Origin of the sequence: Micromonospora sp. NPDC127501 (assembly GCF_040302185.1) — a bacterium.
Taxonomy (GTDB): domain Bacteria; phylum Actinomycetota; class Actinomycetes; order Mycobacteriales; family Micromonosporaceae; genus Micromonospora.
Genome location: NZ_JBEORJ010000020.1, coordinates 1 through 18,224, shown reverse-complemented (window position 1 = coordinate 18,224; position 18,224 = coordinate 1). Strand labels below are relative to the sequence as shown.

18 protein-coding genes are annotated in these 18,224 nt (G+C 71.7%); 14 read left to right on the top strand and 4 right to left on the bottom strand.

Annotated features, from left to right (window positions below; translation table 11 throughout):
• Positions 1-458: hypothetical protein (locus ABTW72_RS30990; RefSeq protein WP_350865052.1), on the bottom strand; the 458-nt coding region annotated here is incomplete at its 3' end.
• Between the two features lie 324 nt (positions 459-782).
• Between ABTW72_RS30990 and ABTW72_RS30985 the strand changes: the two genes are divergently transcribed.
• From ABTW72_RS30985 to ABTW72_RS30960, 6 genes are read left to right on the top strand one after another with little or no spacing between them, the layout of a single operon-like run.
• Entirely contained in the window at positions 783-1,085 is a 303-nt protein-coding gene (locus ABTW72_RS30985) for an urease subunit gamma (protein WP_350865194.1), read from the top strand.
• Positions 1,082-1,429 carry an urease subunit beta gene (locus ABTW72_RS30980; protein ID WP_350865049.1) on the top strand — a complete coding sequence of 116 codons (348 nt, stop codon included), beginning with the start codon at positions 1,082-1,084 and terminating at the stop codon, positions 1,427-1,429. Before ABTW72_RS30985 ends, ABTW72_RS30980 begins: the two co-directional genes overlap by 4 nt.
• Positions 1,426-3,129 carry an urease subunit alpha gene (locus ABTW72_RS30975; RefSeq protein ID WP_350865047.1) on the top strand — a complete coding sequence of 568 codons (1,704 nt, stop codon included), beginning with the start codon at positions 1,426-1,428 and terminating at the stop codon, positions 3,127-3,129. Before ABTW72_RS30980 ends, ABTW72_RS30975 begins: the two co-directional genes overlap by 4 nt.
• Complete coding sequence (locus tag ABTW72_RS30970; protein ID WP_350865044.1) at positions 3,129-3,875, top strand: urease accessory protein UreF; 747 nt, start codon at positions 3,129-3,131, stop codon at positions 3,873-3,875. The genes ABTW72_RS30975 and ABTW72_RS30970 overlap by 1 nt, the downstream gene beginning before the upstream one ends.
• Positions 3,865-4,653 (top strand): urease accessory protein UreG, encoded by a 789-nt coding sequence (gene ureG / locus ABTW72_RS30965; protein ID WP_350865041.1) that lies wholly within the window; start codon positions 3,865-3,867, stop codon positions 4,651-4,653. Before ABTW72_RS30970 ends, ureG begins: the two co-directional genes overlap by 11 nt.
• A complete protein-coding gene (locus tag ABTW72_RS30960; RefSeq protein ID WP_350865038.1) occupies positions 4,653-5,369 on the top strand; it encodes an urease accessory protein UreD in 717 nt (238 codons plus the stop codon). Before ureG ends, ABTW72_RS30960 begins: the two co-directional genes overlap by 1 nt.
• Before the next feature lie 403 nt (positions 5,370-5,772).
• On the opposite strand, the gene ABTW72_RS30955 is transcribed toward ABTW72_RS30960, so the two are convergent.
• Positions 5,773-6,411, bottom strand: a complete 639-nt coding sequence (locus tag ABTW72_RS30955; protein WP_350865035.1) for a MarR family winged helix-turn-helix transcriptional regulator — start codon at positions 6,409-6,411, stop codon at positions 5,773-5,775.
• Between the two features lie 96 nt (positions 6,412-6,507).
• Between ABTW72_RS30955 and ABTW72_RS30950 the strand changes: the two genes are divergently transcribed.
• The 6 genes from ABTW72_RS30950 to urtE all read left to right on the top strand — a co-directional run bounded on the left by ABTW72_RS30950 (position 6,508) and on the right by urtE (position 12,868).
• Positions 6,508-7,590 carry a substrate-binding domain-containing protein gene (locus ABTW72_RS30950; RefSeq protein ID WP_350865032.1) on the top strand — a complete coding sequence of 361 codons (1,083 nt, stop codon included), beginning with the start codon at positions 6,508-6,510 and terminating at the stop codon, positions 7,588-7,590.
• 421 nt (positions 7,591-8,011) lie between these two features.
• A complete protein-coding gene (urtA, locus tag ABTW72_RS30945) occupies positions 8,012-9,256 on the top strand; it encodes an urea ABC transporter substrate-binding protein (RefSeq protein ID WP_350865030.1) in 1,245 nt (414 codons plus the stop codon).
• A gap of 75 nt (positions 9,257-9,331) precedes the next feature.
• Complete coding sequence (gene urtB, locus ABTW72_RS30940; RefSeq protein ID WP_350865027.1) at positions 9,332-10,219, top strand: urea ABC transporter permease subunit UrtB; 888 nt, start codon at positions 9,332-9,334, stop codon at positions 10,217-10,219.
• On the top strand, positions 10,216-11,403 hold the full coding sequence (urtC, locus tag ABTW72_RS30935; RefSeq protein ID WP_350865024.1) for an urea ABC transporter permease subunit UrtC: 1,188 nt from the start codon (positions 10,216-10,218) through the stop codon (positions 11,401-11,403). Before urtB ends, urtC begins: the two co-directional genes overlap by 4 nt.
• Entirely contained in the window at positions 11,400-12,176 is a 777-nt protein-coding gene (gene urtD, locus ABTW72_RS30930) for an urea ABC transporter ATP-binding protein UrtD (RefSeq protein ID WP_350865022.1), read from the top strand. Before urtC ends, urtD begins: the two co-directional genes overlap by 4 nt.
• Positions 12,173-12,868: an urea ABC transporter ATP-binding subunit UrtE gene (gene urtE / locus ABTW72_RS30925; protein WP_350865019.1), complete on the top strand. Its 696-nt coding sequence runs from the start codon at positions 12,173-12,175 to the stop codon at positions 12,866-12,868. The genes urtD and urtE overlap by 4 nt, the downstream gene beginning before the upstream one ends.
• A gap of 15 nt (positions 12,869-12,883) precedes the next feature.
• Here the strand turns inward: urtE and ABTW72_RS30920 are convergent, their stop codons facing one another.
• Positions 12,884-13,759, bottom strand: coding sequence for an alpha/beta fold hydrolase (locus tag ABTW72_RS30920; RefSeq protein WP_350865016.1), 876 nt, complete (start codon positions 13,757-13,759; stop codon positions 12,884-12,886).
• 90 nt (positions 13,760-13,849) lie between these two features.
• The gene (locus ABTW72_RS30915) at positions 13,850-14,884 is read right to left on the bottom strand and encodes a LacI family DNA-binding transcriptional regulator (RefSeq protein WP_350865013.1); all 1,035 of its coding nucleotides are present in this window, start codon (positions 14,882-14,884) and stop codon (positions 13,850-13,852) included.
• Between the two features lie 133 nt (positions 14,885-15,017).
• On the opposite strand from ABTW72_RS30915, the gene ABTW72_RS30910 reads away from it, so the two are divergent.
• Entirely contained in the window at positions 15,018-15,965 is a 948-nt protein-coding gene (locus tag ABTW72_RS30910; protein WP_350865011.1) for a LamG-like jellyroll fold domain-containing protein, read from the top strand.
• A 37-nt stretch (positions 15,966-16,002) separates the two neighbouring features.
• Positions 16,003-18,105: a PQQ-dependent sugar dehydrogenase gene (locus tag ABTW72_RS30905; RefSeq protein WP_350865009.1), complete on the top strand. Its 2,103-nt coding sequence runs from the start codon at positions 16,003-16,005 to the stop codon at positions 18,103-18,105.
• Positions 18,106-18,224: the final 119 nt, after the last annotated feature.

Here is an 18,224-nt window from a genome sequence, read left to right as displayed (position 1 = left end):
TGTGTCTTGTTGGTGGCGGGGGGGGCGCGCGTGGGGAGTTTGTGGTTTGGGGCGTGCGGGCCGCCCCGGCGCCCCCGCGCCCCCCCCCGCCGCCCCGCGAGGCTCACCACAGTGCTGCCGACCGCCATCCCGACCAGCACCAGAATCGCCCCGACCACCCACAGCCCGCTGTCGTCGGTCGACGCGGCCCGCCACGACCAGACCGCCGTGAACGCCACCGTCATCACCGGCGCCACCAGCCACGGGCTGAGCCGCGTCCCGGCGAGCGCGGCCAGCACCACGAGCGTCAGCACACAACCGATCACCTGCCACGGCTCGTACGGGCCGCTGCTCGCGCCGGTCTGCGCGTCGACCGTGTACCGGGTGTCCCAACCCAGCCAGAGGATCCACGCCCCGACCGTGGCCGCCGCCAGGAACAGAACACCGAGCAGTGCGCGCGTACCCCTCGTCGCCGTCATCCGGTGATCATCCCCTGCCTGCCTCTCCACGGGAACACGGACCGGCATCCAGCCGCCGACCGGCGTGATCCCCCATGGACTGTTGCCTCGGTCGGTGGCGATCCTCTACGGTCTGCTCAGCGGTGGGCGGTGCGGTCCGCATCCGACCCGACACCGCCGGTTGCCCGTCGTGCGGGCCGGGATGGTGGAGTCCCGGGTCGCCCCGTCGGCGGTGACCCGGCGGTCGTGTGACTCCCAGCTCGTCCCCCTCGGGTCCTGTTGCCCGGGTGGCTCCGCGTGGAGCCGACGGCGAGCCGGGGCACGCCGACCCACCGGGAGAGCCCCGTGTTCCTCAGCCCGCACGAGCAGGACCGCCTGCTCGTCCACGTCGCGGCCGATGTCGCCCGCGCCCGCCGCGAACGCGGCCTGCGCCTCAACTACCCCGAAGCCGTCGCGGTGATCACCGCGTTCCTCCTCGAAGGGGCCCGCGACGGCCGGTCAGTGGTCGACCTGATGTCCGCCGGCCGGACGGTGCTCGGTCGTGACGACGTCCAGGACGGCATTCCCGAGCTGCTGAGGGAGGTGCAGGTGGAGGCAACGTTCGCGGACGGCACCAAGCTGGTGACGGTGCACCACCCGATCCCGTGATCCCCGGGGAGATCCTGCCGGCAGCCGACCCGGTCGAGATCAACATCGGTCGTCCGGTGACCACAGTGCTCGTGGTCAACACCGCCGACCGCCCGGTGCAGGTCGGCTCGCACTACCACTTCGCCGAGGCCAACCCGGCGCTGTCGTTCGACCGGAGCGCGGCCTGGGGGCAACGCCTCGCCGTTCCGGCCGGCACCTCGGTCAGGTTCGAGCCGGGCATCAACCGCAGCGTCGAACTCGTACCACTCGGCGGGGCACGCGTCGTGCCGGGCCTGCGCGCAGAGTGCGCGGGACCGTTGGACCCGCCGCCGCACGCGGCCACGGCCGCCGGGTCGCCGCGGTGAGCGTCGTGCGGCGGGACCGCTACATCGACCTGTACGGGCCGACGACCGGTGACCGGATCCGACTGGCCGACACCAACCTGCTGATCGAGGTGGAGACCGACCACTGCGTGGGCGGCGACGAGGCGGTCTTCGGCGGCGGAAAAGTGATCCGTGAGTCGATGGGGCAGTCCCGTGCCACCCGCGCCGACGGGGCACTGGACACCGTCATCACCGGCGCGGTGGTGCTCGACCACTGGGGCGTGGTCAAGGCCGACGTGGGGCTGCGCGACGGGCGCATCGTGGCGCTCGGCCGGGCCGGCAACCCGGACACCATGCCGGGTGTCCACCCCGACCTGGTCATCGGCCCGTCGACCGAGGTGATCGCCGGCAACGGGCGGATCCTCACCGCCGGCGCGGTCGACACCCACGTGCACTTCATCTGCCCGCAGATCGTCACCGAGGCACTGGCCAGTGGCATCACCACGATGGTCGGCGGCGGCACCGGGCCGGCCGAGGGGACCCGCGCGACAACTGTCACCCCGAACGCCTGGCACCTGGCCCGCATGCACGAGGCGCTGGACACCATGCCGGTCAACGTGCTGCTGCTCGGCAAGGGCAACACCGTCTCCAGCGAGGCGCTGTGGGAACAGCTGCGGGCTGGTGCGGGCGGTTTCAAGCTGCACGAGGACTGGGGCACCACACCGGCGGCGATCGACGCCTGCCTGCGGGTGGCGGACGCGTCCGGGGTCCAGGTGTCGATCCACACCGACACGCTCAACGAGGCCGGGTTCGTCGCCGACACCCTCCGGGCGATCGGCGGACGGGCGATCCACTCGTACCACACCGAGGGAGCCGGTGGCGGACACGCGCCGGACATCATCACCGTGGCGAGCGAGCCGAACGTGCTGCCGTCGTCGACCAACCCGACCCGGCCGTACACCGCCAACACCCTGGCCGAGCACCTGGACATGTTGATGGTCTGCCACCACCTCAACCCGTCCGTGCCGGAGGACCTGGCCTTCGCCGAGAGCCGGATCCGACCGTCCACGATGGCCGCCGAGGATCTGCTGCACGACCTCGGCGCGATCTCGATCATCGGCTCCGACGCGCAGGCGATGGGCCGGGTCGGCGAGGTGATCATGCGGACCTGGCAGAGCGCCCACGTGATGAAGGACCGGGTCGGCGCGCTGCCGGGCGACGGGCCCGCCGACAACCACCGGGCCCGACGGTACGTGGCGAAATACACCATCTGCGCCGCGATGGCCAACGGGCTGGAACAAGAGATCGGCTCGATCGAACCGGGCAAGCTCGCCGACCTGGTGCTCTGGGACCCGGCGTTCTTCGGCGTCCGGCCGCACCTGGTGCTCAAGGGCGGCATGATCGCGTACGCCCAGATGGGCGACGCCAACGCCTCGATCCCGACACCGCAGCCGATGCTGCCGAGGCCGATGTTCGGGGCGTACGGCGCGGCGGCGGCCGCCACCAGCCTGGCCTTCGTGGCCCCGGCGGCCCTGGACGCCGGGCTCCGCCTGGACGTGCGTCGTCGGGTGGTGCCGGTGAGCGACGTTCGGTCGCGGGGCAAGGCCGACCTGCCGGAGAACAACGCGATGCCGCGCATCGAGGTGGACCCGGACACCTTCACGGTGCGGATCGACGGGCAGGTGGTGGAGCCGGACCCGGTGACCCGGCTGCCGATGGCCCAGCGGTACTTCCTGTTCTGATGGCGACGCCGAGCCTGCTGTTGTTGTTGGCCGACGGACGCTTCCCGGCCGGGGCGCACGCGCACTCCGGTGGTCTGGAGGCGGCCGTCGCCGCCGGCCGGGTCACGGACCTGGCCTCGTTGGAGGCGTTCCTGGTCGGACGGTTGGCCACCGCCGGTCTGGTCGGCGCGGCGTTCGCGGCGGCCGCACACCGGGCGGCGGTGGCCGAGACCGCCGGCACGACCGGCCCGGCCCGGCCCGGCCGAGGGTCGGATGCCCCGGCTGAGTCTGCCGCTCGCTCGGGGGCGCTGGCTCGGCTCGACGCGGAGTTGGACGCGCGTACCGCCGCCCCGGCGTTACGGGCGGTCTCGCGCCGACAGGGCCGGGCGCTGCTGCGTGCCGGCCGGACCATCTGGCCGGACGCCCCGTTCGCCGACCTGCCCGCGACGCCCGGTGGCGTACACCAACCGCTGGTGCTCGGGCTGCTCTGCGCCGCGGCCGGGCTGTCCCGCGTCGAAACCGCCACGATCGCCGCGTACGGGACGCTGACCGGGGCGGCCAGCGCCGGCGTACGTCTGCTCGGCCTCGACCCGTACCAGGTCCAGGCCCTGCTGGTCGGCCTGGCCGACGCCTGCGACGGCACGGCCGCCGACGCGGCGCGGGCCGCCGATGACCCACCGCAGCGGCTGCCGGCCGCCGCCGCTCCACTCGCCGACATCCATGCCGAAATCCATGCCACCTGGGAGGTGCGTCTCTTTGCGTCCTGACACCGTTGTGCCAAGCGCTGTGCCCGCCGTCGAACCCACCACCACGCCGCCGCCGGCCACCCCACCCCACGACGAGACCGTTCCGCACACCCATCCGGAGCCGGGGGTGGACCCGCATCCGCCGTTGGCGCGTGCCGGCCGTGCCCTGCGGGTCGGCATCGGCGGCCCGGTCGGTTCCGGCAAGACGGCCCTGGTTGCCGCGCTCTGCCGTGCCTTCGCCGACGAGTTGCGGCTCGGCGTGGTGACCAACGACATCTACACGACCGAGGACGCCGACTTCCTCCGGCGGGCCGGCGTGCTGGACCCGGCCCGGATCCGCGCGGTGGAGACCGGTTGCTGCCCGCACACCGCGATCCGCGACGACATCGGCGCCAATCTGGACGCCGTCGACGAACTGGCCGAGGCGGTCGGCCCATTGGACCTCGTCCTGGTGGAGAGCGGTGGGGACAACCTGACCGCGACCTTCAGCCGGGGACTGGTCGACCGGCAGATCTTCGTGGTCGACGTGGCGGGCGGGGACAAGGTGCCCCGCAAGGGCGGGCCGGGGGTCACCGCCGCCGACCTTCTCGTGATCAACAAGACCGACCTGGCGGCGATGGTGGGTGCCGACCTCGCCGTCATGGATCGTGACGCGCGGGCGCGGCGCGGCGACCTCCCGACCCTCTTCCTGTCCATCGTGGGAGACCCCACGGCAACGTCGGTCGCGGACTGGATCCGGCACGAGCTGGCCCACCACGCCGCCCTGCACCCATTGGCCGTGCCGGTCGGCCCGGCCTGATGCGAGCGCTCGCTCGGCTGGTCGCCCAAGCCGACGGCCGGGGCGGCACGGCCCTGGTCGAGTTGCACGGCGAAACACCGTTGCTGCTGCGCCAGACCCCGACCGACGGTGGTGTCGCCACGGTGCACCTCGTCGGCGGGGCGGCCGGGCCGCTCGCCGGCGACGATCTGCGCCTGGAGATCGAGGTCGGGCCGGGCGCGGCCGTCCGGGTGCACAGCGTCGCCGCGTCGATCGCCCTGCCGGGTCGCGCGGGTGCCGTCTCCCGAATGGCGGTACGGGCGGTCGTGCACAGCGGTGCCACGCTGCACTGGCTTCCGGAACAGTTGGTAGCGGCGGCCGGCTGCGCGCACCTCGCCGAGTCCCGGATCGAGCTGGCCGATGGCGCGACCCTGCGGTGGCGCGACGAGCTGATCTGCGGCCGGTACGGCGAGGCGCCCGGCGGCGCCGTAGTGCACACCCAGGTCGACTACGCGGGTCGGCCGCTGCTCCGTCAGTCCCTCGCGGTGGGACCGCACGCGCCGGGCTGGGCCGGCCCGGCGGTGCTCGGCGGCGCTCCGGCCACCGGATCGCTGCTGGTGGTCGACCCTTCGCAACCCGCCGAAGCTCCGACGGCCGAGGGCAGCGTCGCCCGGTTGCCACTGGCCGGCGGCCCGGCGACACTGTGGACCGCCACCGCTCCCGACGCGCACACCCTGCGCACCTACCTGACGCCCTAGCAGAACCGGCGCCGGTCGTCGTGCGGGGCGGTCAATGTGTGGGGCCGGCGGTCGTGTGGGGCCGGCGGTCGTGGGGCTGGCGGTCGTGGGGCTGGCGGTCGTGGGGCTGGCGGTCGTGGGGCTGGCGGTCGTGGGGCCGGCGGTCGTCGGGCCGGTGGTCGTGTGGGCCGGCGGTCGTGGGGCCTGTCGGCTGTGGTGGGATCCGTCCGGCGGCACTTTCGCTCACGACGGTTATACCTGTGAGTCATATTTATGCCTCAGAGGTATACCGCTCTCCGGGGCGATATACCTCTGAGGCAACCCGCGCGACTGCAACCCGGGCGACGGTCGGGACTTCGGCCCGCCGTGCCGGCCCGGCCGGCCTACCGTGTCGGCCCAGCGACGCCTTGCCCGCAGCGGCCCGCTAGCGGTTGGGGCCACCGGCGGAGCCAGCAGCGACGCGATCATCGCGGTGGGCGGGGTCCTGGCGGTGGTCGGGATCGTCGCGGCGAGCGGGGTCCTGGCGGCGCGCGGGGTCGCGGGCGGGGTCGAGGCGGCCGATCAGGTCGTCGAGCTGACTCACCAGGTCGGCGGCCGGTGGCACATCCGGGTCGCTGCTCTCCGCGGAACCCAGCCGTGCGCTGCCGAGCCCCGCGCTGCCGAGCCCCGCGCTGTCGAGCCCTGCGGTGCCCAGTTCGGCGATGCCCAGTTCGGCGATGCTGGCTCGGACCCGCTCGTCCAGACGGGCGTGCTCGCGGCGGCCCCGAGCGGTCAGGTACGCCCGGATGCGTCGGCGGTCGATCGGATCGATCCGGCGGAAGACGAGGTTGCGGTCGACGAGCTGGTCGACCAGCTTGGTGAGGGTGCCCGGCGGCAGTGACGCCTCGACGGACACCTCGCTCATCGGGTGACCCTGGCCGTCGGCGAGCAGGCAGAGCACCCGCCATGCCTCGATGCTGATCGCGTCGTCGGCCAGAACGGCGCCCAGCCGGCGGGAGAGCAGCCGTTCGGCGCGGGTGAGCGAGCGCAGCAGGTCGGCTGGCGCCCCGGGCACGTCTGACATGAAACTCCCTGGTCCGGTGGCCCTGTCATGGTAGCGAGTCGTCCCGGTCAGTGGTGAGTGCTGGTCTTCCGTCGTGGGCCGGACAATCATGTGCTCATGTCCGCGCCGGCACCGCCGTGGCTGACCGTCGACCGTGCCGTGGTCAGCATCGCGTTGGTCTACCCGATGCGCGGGCCCGCCGGCATGTTCGGCCCCACCTGTGAGCTCTGCGCGCAGCTCGCGGTCGAGGAGATCAATCGGTGCGGTGGCGTGCTGGGCCGGGAGGTTCGCCTGGTGCCGGTCGACGGTGGCGCACCGCCGGCCGAGGTGGCCGCCGAGGTCGAGGCGTTGGTGTCGGTGGGGGCCGTGCAGGGGGTGACGGGGTGGCACATCTCCTCGGTGCGCCAGGCGTTGGCGCCCCGCGTCGCGCACCGGGTGCCCTACGTCTACACCGCACTCTACGAGGGCGGCGAACGCACCGAAGGGGTCTTCCTGACCAGCGAGACACCCGATGCCCAACTGTGGCCCGCGATGCGGCTGCTCGCCGCCGAGCAGGGGGTGCGCCGCTGGTTCGTGGTGGGCAACGACTACGTGTGGCCGCGCCGTACGTCGAGGGCGGCCCAGCGGTACGCGCTGCGCGGCGGCGGGCAGGTGGTGGGCCGGCACTTCCTGCCCTTGGACGCGCACGACTTCACCGAGGTCCTGCGCCGCATCGAGCACAGTGACGCGGACGCGGTGTTGATGCTGCTGGTCGGTGCCGACGCGGTGCGGTTCAACCGCGCGTTCGCCCGATCCGGCTTGGATCAGCGCTGTCTGCGGCTGAGCACCCTGATGGACGAGAACATGCTGCTGGCCAGCGGCGCCGGCGCGACCCGGAGGCTGTACAGCACGGCGGGTTTCTTCGCCGGGCTGGTCACTCAGGAGAATCTCGACTTCCACGGCGAGTTCGCGCGGCGCTTCGGGGTGGAGGCACCACCGCTGGGCAGCCTGGGGGAGTCCTGCTATGAGGGCGTCATGCTGCTCGCCGCGCTGATCGGCCAGGCCCGCACCCTCGACGTGCGGGCCATCGAGACGGCCGCCGACGCCGTCGCCTACCACGGGCCGCGTGGGCGGTTGCGGCTGCGTCAGCGGCACGTCCGGCAGCGCATCTACCTGGCCGAGGCCGACGGGCTCGACTTCACAGTGCTCGCCCAGCTCTGAACCGGGCACTGCCAGTCGACGCACCCGACCCTTGACAGCGCCACCCGGCACCGTCCTAAGATGCTTCCTGCGTGAAGTATCTGGCCACGGGGCCAGATCTCACCATTGCGTGCCCACCGGCGGCGGATTCTTCCGTCGACCATTGTGGTGGCACTTATTCTGCGTCTTTCCGAACGGCCGACACCGTTTCCTCCCCAACGGTGTCGGCCGTTTTTCGTGCGCGCCCTGACGGTCCCTCGGAAACAGTCAATTAAGGACCGGGAAACACCCACGCAATCATGCCGGTCGACGCTTTCCCTGCCCATATCCGATCCGGTGCCCTGCGCGGCGTCCACCCGTCGACCTCGGCATCGCCCATGTCAGCTCCATCGGACCGCACCGACCGTCCTAACGCCACTTGAGTGCACCGCAGGGAGAGTAGATGTCACTATTCCGGGGCCGCCGCATCCTGGCGGGTGCCATGACCCTGGTCGCCGCGGCCGCGATGACCGCGTGCGGCAGCAAGACCACCGACGAGGGTGGCGCGTCCGGCGTGACCGCCGACGTCTCCGGCGACACCGTCAAGGTAGGCCTGCTCAACTCGCTCTCCGGGACCATGGCGATCAGCGAGGTCACTGTCCGCGACTCCATCATGCTCGCCGTCGAAGAGATCAACGCGGCCGGCGGCGTCCTCGGCAAGAAGATCCAGCCGGTCGGTGAGGACGGTGCCTCGGACTGGCCCACCTTCGCCGAGAAGGCCGAGAAGCTCATCTCCGAGGACCGGGTGGCGGCCGTCTTCGGCTGTTGGACGTCGGCCAGCCGCAAGGCGGTCAAGCCGGTGTTCGAGAAGAACAAGGCGTTGCTGTTCTACCCGGTGCAGTACGAGGGACTTGAGCAGTCGCCCTACATCTTCTACACCGGAGCGACGACCAACCAGCAGATCGTTCCCGGGCTGGACTACCTCAAGTCGCAGGGCGCGAAGTCGGTCTATCTGGTCGGTAGCGACTACGTGTTTCCGCGTACCGCCAACAAAATCATCAAGGCGTACGCCGCGGCGAACGGGATGACCGTGTTGGGTGAGGATTACGCGCCGCTGGGCTCCACCGAGTTCGGCACCATCGTCAACAAGGTCAAATCGTCCGGCGCGGATGCGGTGTTCAACACGCTCAACGGTGACAGCAACGTGGCCTTCTTCAAGGAGTACAAGTCGGCGGGCCTGAGCGCCGCCGCGATGCCGGTGGTGTCCGTGTCGATCGCCGAGGAAGAGGTCAAGGGCATCGGCACCCAGTACCTGGAGGGCCAGTTGACGGCCTGGAACTACTACCAGACCACTCCGGGCGCGGCGAACTCGAAGTTCGTGGCCGCGTACAAGGCGAAGTACGGCGCGGACAAACCGACCAGTGATCCGATGGAGGCCGCGTACGTCGGTGTGCACCTGTGGAAGGCGATGGTCGAGAAGGCCGGCGCCTTCGACGTGGAGAAGGTCCGCTCCGCCTCGGACGGGATCACCTTCGACGCGCCGGAGGGTCTGGTCACCGTCGACGGCAAGACCCAGCACATCGCCAAGACCGCCCGGATCGGCAAGATCGGCGCGGACGGCCTGATCACCGAGGTGTGGAACTCCGGCAAGCCGGTCGCGCCGGACCCGTACCTCAAGACCTACCCGTGGGCGAGCGGCCTGAGCTGACGACGCCGGCCCGGGCGGAACGCGTTGCCGCGCGCTCCGCCCGGGCCACCCGACCAGCAGTTCGGAGTACCCACCGTGACAGTCCTCTTCGGTCAACTCTTCACCGGCATCAGCATCGGCGCGGTGCTGCTGCTCATCGCGCTCGGCCTCGCGCTGACCTTCGGCCAGATGAACGTGATCAACATGGCGCACGGTGAGTTCATCATGGCCGGCGCGTACACCACCTACGTTCTGCAACAGAGCATCACTGGCGCGGGCCTGTCGCTGGTGGTCGCGCTGCCGGTGGCGTTCGTGGTCGCCGGCACCATGGGTGTCCTGCTGGAGGTGCTGCTCATCCGCCGGCTCTACGCCCGGCCACTGGACACCCTGCTGGTCACCTGGGGTGTTTCCCTGATGTTGCAGCAGCTGGCCCGGGACATCTTCGGCAGCCCGAACGTGCAGACCCGCGCGCCCGAGCTGCTCACCGGCAACGTGGCGCTGCCCGGCGGGCTGACTGTCGCCAACAACCGGCTGTTCATCCTGGCCCTGGCGCTGGCCGCCGTCGCGGCACTCACCCTGGCGCTGCGCCTCACCCCGCTCGGGCGTCGTATCCGTGCGGTGGTGCAGAACCGCGACCTCGCCGCCGTGTCCGGCGTCGCCACGTCCCGGGTCGACCGGACGACCTTCTTCCTGGGCTCCGGCCTGGCCGGACTCGCCGGGGTGGCACTCACCCTGCTCGGCCCGATCGGCCCGACCATGGGCACCAACCTGATCATCGACGCCTTCCTGGTCGTCGTGGTCGGCGGGATCGGCCAGCTCAAGGGCAGCGTGATCGTCGCCTTCGCCCTCGGCGTGCTCCAGGCCACCGGGGAGTACCTCACCACCCTCAGCGTCGCCAAGGTGATCGTGTTCGTGGCGATCGTCGCGTTCCTCCAGTGGCGGCCACAGGGCCTGTTCACCCTGCGGACCAGGAGCCTCGCATGACCGCCGTCACCCCCGCGCCGCCCAGCACCGCCGTCCGCCCGGCGCCTGCCGGCGCCGTACCACCGGGTCGGCCCGCCGGCCGTTCGCGGCTACGGACGCTGGCCGGCTTCGCGTTCGGCGCGGCGCTGCTGTTCGCCGTCGCCCCGCTGGTGCTGTCGGACTTCCGGCTGGCGTTGCTCGCCAAGTACCTCTGCGCGGCCATGGTCGCGGTCGGCATCGGGATCGCCTGGGGCCGGGGCGGGATGCTCACCCTGGGCCAGGGCGTCTTCTTCGGCCTCGGCGGCTACGCGATGGCCATGCACCTCAAGCTCGCCGACGCGGGCCCGGGTGGGATGCCCGACTTCATGCAGCTGTACGGGCAACTCGACGAGCTGCCGCTGTGGTGGCGGCCGTTCGCCAGCCCGTGGTTCGCGCTGCCCGCGACGGTGCTGCTGCCGATGGCGGTGGCCTTCGGGCTCGGCTCGCTGGTCTTCCGTCGCCGGGTCCGCGGGGCGTACTTCGCCATCCTCAGTCAGGCGCTCGCCGCGGCGATGGTGATCCTGCTGATCGGCCAGCAGGGCACCACGGGCGGCACCAACGGGCTCACCGACATCAAGGGCTTCTTCGGCTACGACCTGGACGACCCGGTCAACCAGCGGATGGTGTACTTCATCATCGCCGGGACGCTGCTGGCGTTGCTCGCGCTGACCCGTCAACTCATCCACAGCCGTTACGGCGAGCTGCTGGTGGCGGTCCGCGACGGTGAGGAACGGGTCCGCTTCCTGGGCTACGACCCGGCGTCGGTCAAGCTGGTGGCGTACGTGGTGGCGGCGGGCATGGCCGGGCTGGCCGGGGCGCTGTTCGTGCCGGCGGTGGGCATCATCTCGCCCGCCCTGATCGGCATCGTCCCGTCGATCGAGTTCGTCATCGGCGTCGCGGTGGGCGGCCGGGCGACAGTGCTCGGGCCGGTGCTCGGCGCGGTGGCGGTGGCCTGGGCGCGTACCGCCCTGTCCGAGCGTTTCCCGGGCACCTGGACGTACCTTCAGGGGTTGCTCTTCGTGGTCGTGGTGGCGTTCCTCCCCGGCGGCCTGGCGTCGCTGTGGGCGTTGGCCCGCCGCCGCGACGTCGCGGCGCAGCCGCTGCGGCGCGGGTGGTTGTCACTGGGCCGACGACGCGCCGAGCGGACGGAGGTGCCGGCGGCATGAGCGGCGAGCGGTTGGACGGGTTGTCCGTTCGTGACGTGCGGGTCAGCTTCGACGGGTTCACCGCCGTGGACGGCGTCTCGTTGGAGGTTCCTGCCGGTGACATCCGGTTCCTGATCGGGCCGAACGGCGCCGGCAAGACCACACTGGTCGACGCGATCACCGGTCTGGTCGAGGCCACCGGCTCGGTCCGGTTCGGTGACGAGGAACTGCTCGGCCGGCCGGTGCACCGGATCAGCCGGCTCGGCATCGGGCGGACCTTCCAGACCTCGACGGTCTTCGAGGAGCTGTCGGTGTTGCAGAACCTCGACATCGCGGCGGGCGCCCGGCGCAGCTGGGCGACCCTGGCCCGCCGCCGCCGGGGTGTGCCCGACGAGATCGCCGCCGCGCTGGAGACCATCGGTCTGACCGAGCGGGCCGCGGACCTCGCCGGGACGCTCGCGCACGGCCAGAAGCAGTGGCTGGAGATCGGCATGCTGCTGGTGCAGGACGCGCGGCTGCTGCTGCTGGACGAGCCGGTCGCCGGGATGAGCCATGAGGAACGCGACGCCACCGGCGCCCTGTTGGAGTTGGTGAGCCGGGATCGCACTGTCGTCGTGATCGAGCACGACATGGACTTCCTGCGTCGGTTCGCGCGCAGCGTCACAGTGCTGCACGCCGGCCGGGTGCTCAGCGAGGGCACTGTCGCGCAGGTCCAGGCGGACCCGCGCGTGCAGGAGGTCTACCTTGGCCACCCGGTCGACGCCGGGTCGGCCCGCACTGGCCTGGAGGCATGATGCTGACGCTGCGCGGGGTGCACGCGGGGTACGGGCGTTCCCGGGTGCTGCACGGGGTCGATCTGGCGGTCCCGCCCGACGGGGTGGCTGCCGTGCTCGGGCACAACGGTGCCGGCAAGAGCACCCTGCTGAGGGTCGCGGCGGGTCTGTTGCGCCCGAGTGCCGGCATCGTCGAGCTGGACGGCGAGGACGTCACCCGCGCCGGGCCGCACGAGCGGGTGGCGCGCGGGATGGCGTACGTCCCGCAGGGTCAGCAGTGCTTCCCGCACCTGACCGCGGCGGAGAACCTGCGGCTGGTCGCCGACGGCCGGCGCGACGGGGCGGTGGCCACGGCGGAGGTGCTGGATCTGTTTCCGGCGTTGCGCCCCTTGCTGCGGCGTCGGGCCGGGCTGCTCTCCGGCGGACAGCGCCAGCAGCTGGCCATCGCCCGCGCCCTGATCACCCGGCCGCGGCTGCTGATGCTCGACGAGCCGACCGAGGGCATCCAGCCGTCGGTGGTCGCGGAGATCCAGGAGCGGATCGTCGAGTTGACCCGGCAGTCCGGGTTCAGTGTGCTCCTCGTCGAGCAGCACCTGGGCTTCGCGCTGCGGGTGGCGGACCGCTACCACGTGCTGGAGTCCGGTCGGGTCACCTCCCACGGCGACGGGGGTGTCACGGCGGAACGGGAGGTCCGGGCGGCCCTGGCGGTCTGATCGGCGCGCCTGTGGTCAGGACTGGACGCGGTTGAGGAAGTCACGGACCAGCGGGACGACCTCGTCGAGGTGTGTCTCGAGCAGCCAGTGCCCGCCGTCGAGCAGGTGCAGTTCGGCGTCGGGCAGGTCCCGCAGGTACGCGCGGGCCGCGCCCTCCGGCATGTAGCCGTCGTGCGGTCCCCACACGATCAGGGTGGGCGGCCGGTGGGTACGCAGGTACTCCTGCTGGCGGGTGAACCAGGCGACGGTGCTGCCCTGGTCGGCGACAAGGCGTAGCCAGGCGTCACGCCGCCGGGGTTCCGTGACCAGCGCACCCGAGAGCCGCCACAGGTCGGGGCTGACCCGGTCGGTCAGCCGTTCCGGCAGCTCGCCCAGAAACTCACGCCGGAAGCCCTCCTCGCTGATCGCGGCAGCCAACTGCTCGCGCCGCTCGTCGGTCGGGTCACGCCAGAACCGTTTCAGCGGCTCGTACTTGGGCCCGTGCTGCTCGGGGTAGATGTCGCCGTTCTGGATGACGAGGCCGGCGACCCGCTGCGGCGCGGCCATCGCCAGTCGCAACCCGAACTGGCTGCCGTAATCCTGAAGGTAGACCACGTATCGGGTGAGCCCCAGTGTGTCGACGAAGCGCTGGAGCAGGTTCGCGTGGGCGTCGAAGGTGTACGCGAACCGGCTCGGGTCGGGCAGGCCGCTGTAGCCGAAGCCGGGGTAGTCGGGTGCGATGGCGCGCCAGCGGTCGGCCAGCGCGGGCAGCAGATGGCGAAACTGGAACGACGACGACGGGTACCCGTGTGGTAGCAGCACGACCGGTGCGTCGACGGGACCGGCTTCGCGGTAGAAGATCGTGATGCCGTCGACCTCGACCGTTCGGTGCCGTACAGCGATGTCGGCCATGACCTCTCCTGACGCGTCACACCGGTGTGAATGGTCTCCCTCGACCGTGCCAGAAGTCGAGCCGTCGTGCTGCGGCATCGCCGTTGCCGGTCAGGTCCTCGGCGCGGGTCCGGTCGAGTCGCGGACGACCAGCAGGTGCCCGGTGGGGCGGCGGCGAGGGCGTGTGGTGCGCGGCTTGAGCGCGAGGGTGAGTGCCGTGCGGCCCATCTCGGTCATCGGCAGGCGGATGGTGGTGAGGCTGGGTGCGAGGTCGGCCGCCACGGAGACGTCGTCGAAGCCGACCACTGACATCCGCGCGGGCACCGGCACGCGGCGGGAGCGCAGCGTCGACAGCACGCCCATGGCCATCGCGTCGTTGAGCGCGATGATCGCCGTCGTCTCGGGGTGGTCGTTGAGGATCTGCTCGGCGGCGGCGCGTCCACCGCCGCGGGTGAAGTCGCTGTGCACGACGGCGAGGTCGGCGGGGGACCGCCCGCGCTCCCGCAGGGCCGACGACACTCCGGCCAGCCGGTCGGCGACGGTGGTGAGGCCCGCGCTGCCCGCAGCGACGGCGATCCGCCGGTGGCCGAGATCCATCAGGTGCTGGGCGAGCGCGTGGCCGCCGGCCTCGTTGTCCGGCAGGACGGCGTCGACCCCGAGCGCGTGCCGGCCGATGGCGGCGGCCCGTCCGCCGTGGTTCTGGAACGCGGCCAGCTCGGCGCGCGCCGCGCTCTCCATCCGTGGGTCGTCGTAGCCGGAGCCGCTGATCAGGACGATGCCGACCCGCTGGGCGATCAGGTGGCGCAGCTGTTGCAGCTCATAGTCGGGGTCGCGGCCGGACTGGCAGATCTGCACCAGCAGCCCCTGCTCGGAGGCGAGCTGGATGACTCCGGCGGCGATCTCGGAGAAGTACGGGTCGTCGACCTGGTGGACGATCAGCCCCACCGTTGAGGTGGCCCCGCTGGCCAGGGTGCGGGCGTACGGGTTGGCCACGTAGCCCAGCTCACGGGCGACCTGCCGGATCCGGTCGGCCACCTCGGTGCTGACCCCGGCACGGCCGGCGAGGGCGCGGGAGGCGGTCGCCAGCGAGACGGCGGCGTGTTCGGCGACGTCCACGAGGCGCGGCCGTTGGCTGGCCCTGGGCATCGGCAACCCTCCGGAAACATTCATGCCACCCGATCTGTTGCGAGTGGCATCGATCGAAGCCTAGGGTACGTAAGCGCTTACGTAAGCGCTTACGTGACCGGCATCCGGCATGCCGCGAAACGAGGTGACAGCCATGTCCAGGGCCCGACGAGCGGCCGTCTCCCTCCTGGCGATCGGCGCACTGACCGGCGCCAGCGCGCCACCGGCGCAGGCGGATCGGAGCATGTCGTCCGACGTCCACCCGGCGCTGCGCGCGCACCTGGTCGCCGCGTACGACTTCGACCACCCGGTGCCCGGCGACCCCGCACTGGAACGCGACCAGGGGCGTTCCGGCACCGAAATCGAGCTGATCAACGGCGGCACCGCCATGCGGGTGCCGGACCGCGCCTACCGGGGCAGCCGCAACGCGGTGCAGACCCGGCAGGTCGCCCCCGCCGTCGCCGGCAACGACGACTGGAAGGCCGGCACCTGGTCGGCCAGCGGGGTACGGACGCTGCGTGCCTTCAGCGCCACCGCCGGCACCACGGTCATGGGTTGGTTCAAGCTGAACATGGACAGCCCGCTACCCAACTCCACCACCGCCGACCCGGACGACAGGTACAACGCGATCGGGCTGGCCGGAGTGCTGACCGGCGACTCCGACGGCCACGGCGTCCGCGCCCTGCTGGAGCTGATCGACGTCGACGGGGAGTTGCGTCTGGTCGCGCTCGGGCGGCGGCTCGACGGCGGCAACTCACAGACCTTCGCCGCCACCCGGGACTGGCGCGAGCTGCTGCCGGTGGGGGAGTGGGTGCACCTGGCCGCCACCTTCGACTTCAACACCGGCGCGCTCGCGCTCTACCGCAACGGCGAACCGGTGGACGGCTTCTACACCCGCGCCGACGACCCGTGGCTGGTGTCCGGGCCGGGCCCGCACGTGACCACCGCGTCCGACCCCCGGGGCATCAAGATCGGCGGCAGCTTCCCCCAGGACACCCTGGAACGCAACCCGTGCGACTGCCGGATGGACGGCCTGATGTTCCTCGACAGTGTGGTCTCCGCGAAAGACGTGCGGAGGCAGTACCGCCACCTTGCCCGCTGACCACCCTCGGCACCGTCCCACCGAGAAGGAGACACGCGTGCGCACCCTGCACCGCCGCGCCGGCACCGTCCGCCGGCCCACTCTGAGGGTCGGCCTCACCGCCCTCGTGCTGATCCTGTCCACTGTGGTCGCCGCGCCCGCGCGCGCCGCGGACGCGGTCGACGACCCGATCCCCGAGATGCCGGTCCAGTCCCGACTGGGGCTGGTGCTCAGCGAGTACGCCAGCTTCCCGCAGTCGTACCCCACGCCGGCGCCGACCGACGCGCGGCTCATGCGTACCGCGCGGATCAACACCATCATGGAGGTGCCCGACGGCTCCGGCCGGCGGGCGGTGCCCGACCTCAACGGCAGCCTCTACCTGGTCCAGGGCGGCGTGCCGCACGTCTACCTGGACGTGGCCGCGACGTTCGCGCCGCGGTTCTTCTCCGGTCGCGGGCTCGGCCAGGGCTTCGGGTACGTCGCGTTCCACCCGGAGTTCGGGGTGAACGGCAGGTTCTACACCATCCACACCGAGTTGGCGTCGACGACCACCGCCACCCCGGACTACGCCCAGCCCAACACGCTCTTCCACGGTGTCATCACCGAGTGGACCGCGACGGATCCGGCCGCCGCCACCTTCGCCGGTACGCACCGGGAGGTGCTGCGCATCGGCTTCGGCGGCCAGGTACACGGCATCCAGGAGATCAACTTCAACCCCACGGCCAAGCGCCACGACCGCGACTACGGCCTGCTGTACCTCGCCGTCGGCGACGGTGGTCAGGGCGCGCGCAACACCGACCCGCAGAACCTTGCCCTGCCGCACGGCAAGCTGCTGCGGATCGACCCCCGGGGCACCAACTCCGCCAACGGGCGTTACGGCATCCCAGCCGGGAACCCGTTCGTCGGCCGGGCCGGTGCGCTCGGCGAGCTCTACGCCGTGGGTTTCCGGGACCCGCACCGGTTCAGCTGGGACCGGGCGACCGGCCGGATGTACCTCGGGCACATCGGTGAACACGCCGTCGAGGCCATCTACGAGGTCCGTGCCGGGGACAACTTCGGCTGGAGCGAGCGCGAGGGCTCCTTCGTCTTCGACAAGGCGGCCACGAACCCCTGCGACCGGCTGCTCCCGCTGCCCGCCGATGACGACAGGTACGGCTACACCTACCCGGTCGCCGCGTACGACCACGACCCCGCAGCCGGTTGGAACTGCACCGACGACGTCGGTGTCGCGGTGGCCGGCGGCTTCGTCTACCGGGGGCGGGCGTTGCCCGCGCTGCGCGGCAAGTACGTCTTCGGCGACCTGGTCGACGGCCGGGTGCTCTACACCGAGGCCAACGAGATGCGCCGGGGCCGAGGGCTGGCCACCATCCACCAGCTCGCGCTCTTCGACGCGGCGGGCACCCCGGTCCGGATGCGCGACCTGTCCGCGCCGGGCGCGCCCGGTGACCCCAACCGGGTGGACCTGCGCTTCGGCACCGACGCCGCCGGTGAGCTCTACATCCTCGCGAAGGCCAACGGAAAGGTCTGGAAGGTGACCGGCACCGGGGAGTTCGCCAGCGGCGACGTCGGGGACGTCACAGTCCGCCGCACCGCCGGAGCCGAGAACTGGTCGCCGGTGACGCCGGCGAAGTGGCAGTTCACCGGCGACCAAGTCATCCTGGCCGAGGCCGGGGAGAGCCGGCCGGGCCCGCGCCGGCCCTTCGAGTACGCCGTGCTGACCAACGGCCCGGCGTGGTCGTCGGTGCGGGTCGACGCCCAGGTACGACTCGACACACCGGTGGAGGTCACCAACCGGGACGTGATCATCGTCTTCGGCTGGCGCTCGGACACCGAGTTCTACTACGCCCATCTCTCCACCGACAACACGATCTATCCGCACAACGGCATCTTCAAGGTGAACAACGCCGACCGGGAGCGCATCGACCACCAGTGGAACGGCCGGTCCCGGGGCGCCAACCCGGCGATCACCGATGCCAGGTGGCACCGCGTCCGGGTGGTGCACCTGCCGGCCACCGGCGAGATCGCCGTCTACGTCGACGGGCACCGCGACCCGCTGCTGACCGCGAAGGACAGTACGTTCGGCTCGGGACGGGTCGGCTTCGGCTCGTTCGACAACGTGGGCCGACTGCGCAACCTGACCGTCACCGGCACACCAGCCTGAACCGGGCGCGGTGGGGACGGCGACGCGAGACGGTCGGGCCGCCGTTCGGTCGGGTGCGGGAGTGTGACCAGCGTGGCGTCGCCTGGGCCCGACGGCCCGTGCTGGTTCTGCTGAGTCGG

Excerpts from the sequence above, each read along its gene's own strand:
- ABTW72_RS30920 (WP_350865016.1), bottom strand. The coding sequence starts at position 13,759 with ATGGCCGACATCGCTGTACGGCACCGAACGGTCGAGGTCGACGGCATC.
- urtE (WP_350865019.1), top strand. The coding sequence starts at position 12,173 with ATGATGCTGACGCTGCGCGGGGTGCACGCGGGGTACGGGCGTTCCCGG.
- ABTW72_RS30950 (WP_350865032.1), top strand. The coding sequence starts at position 6,508 with ATGTCCGCGCCGGCACCGCCGTGGCTGACCGTCGACCGTGCCGTGGTC.
- urtC (WP_350865024.1), top strand. The coding sequence starts at position 10,216 with ATGACCGCCGTCACCCCCGCGCCGCCCAGCACCGCCGTCCGCCCGGCG.
- urtD (WP_350865022.1), top strand. The coding sequence starts at position 11,400 with ATGAGCGGCGAGCGGTTGGACGGGTTGTCCGTTCGTGACGTGCGGGTC.
- ABTW72_RS30910 (WP_350865011.1), top strand. The coding sequence starts at position 15,018 with ATGTCCAGGGCCCGACGAGCGGCCGTCTCCCTCCTGGCGATCGGCGCA.
- ABTW72_RS30960 (WP_350865038.1), top strand. The coding sequence starts at position 4,653 with ATGCGAGCGCTCGCTCGGCTGGTCGCCCAAGCCGACGGCCGGGGCGGC.
- ABTW72_RS30915 (WP_350865013.1), bottom strand. The coding sequence starts at position 14,884 with ATGCCCAGGGCCAGCCAACGGCCGCGCCTCGTGGACGTCGCCGAACAC.
- urtA (WP_350865030.1), top strand. The coding sequence starts at position 8,012 with ATGTCACTATTCCGGGGCCGCCGCATCCTGGCGGGTGCCATGACCCTG.
- ABTW72_RS30955 (WP_350865035.1), bottom strand. The coding sequence starts at position 6,411 with ATGTCAGACGTGCCCGGGGCGCCAGCCGACCTGCTGCGCTCGCTCACC.
- ABTW72_RS30970 (WP_350865044.1), top strand. The coding sequence starts at position 3,129 with ATGGCGACGCCGAGCCTGCTGTTGTTGTTGGCCGACGGACGCTTCCCG.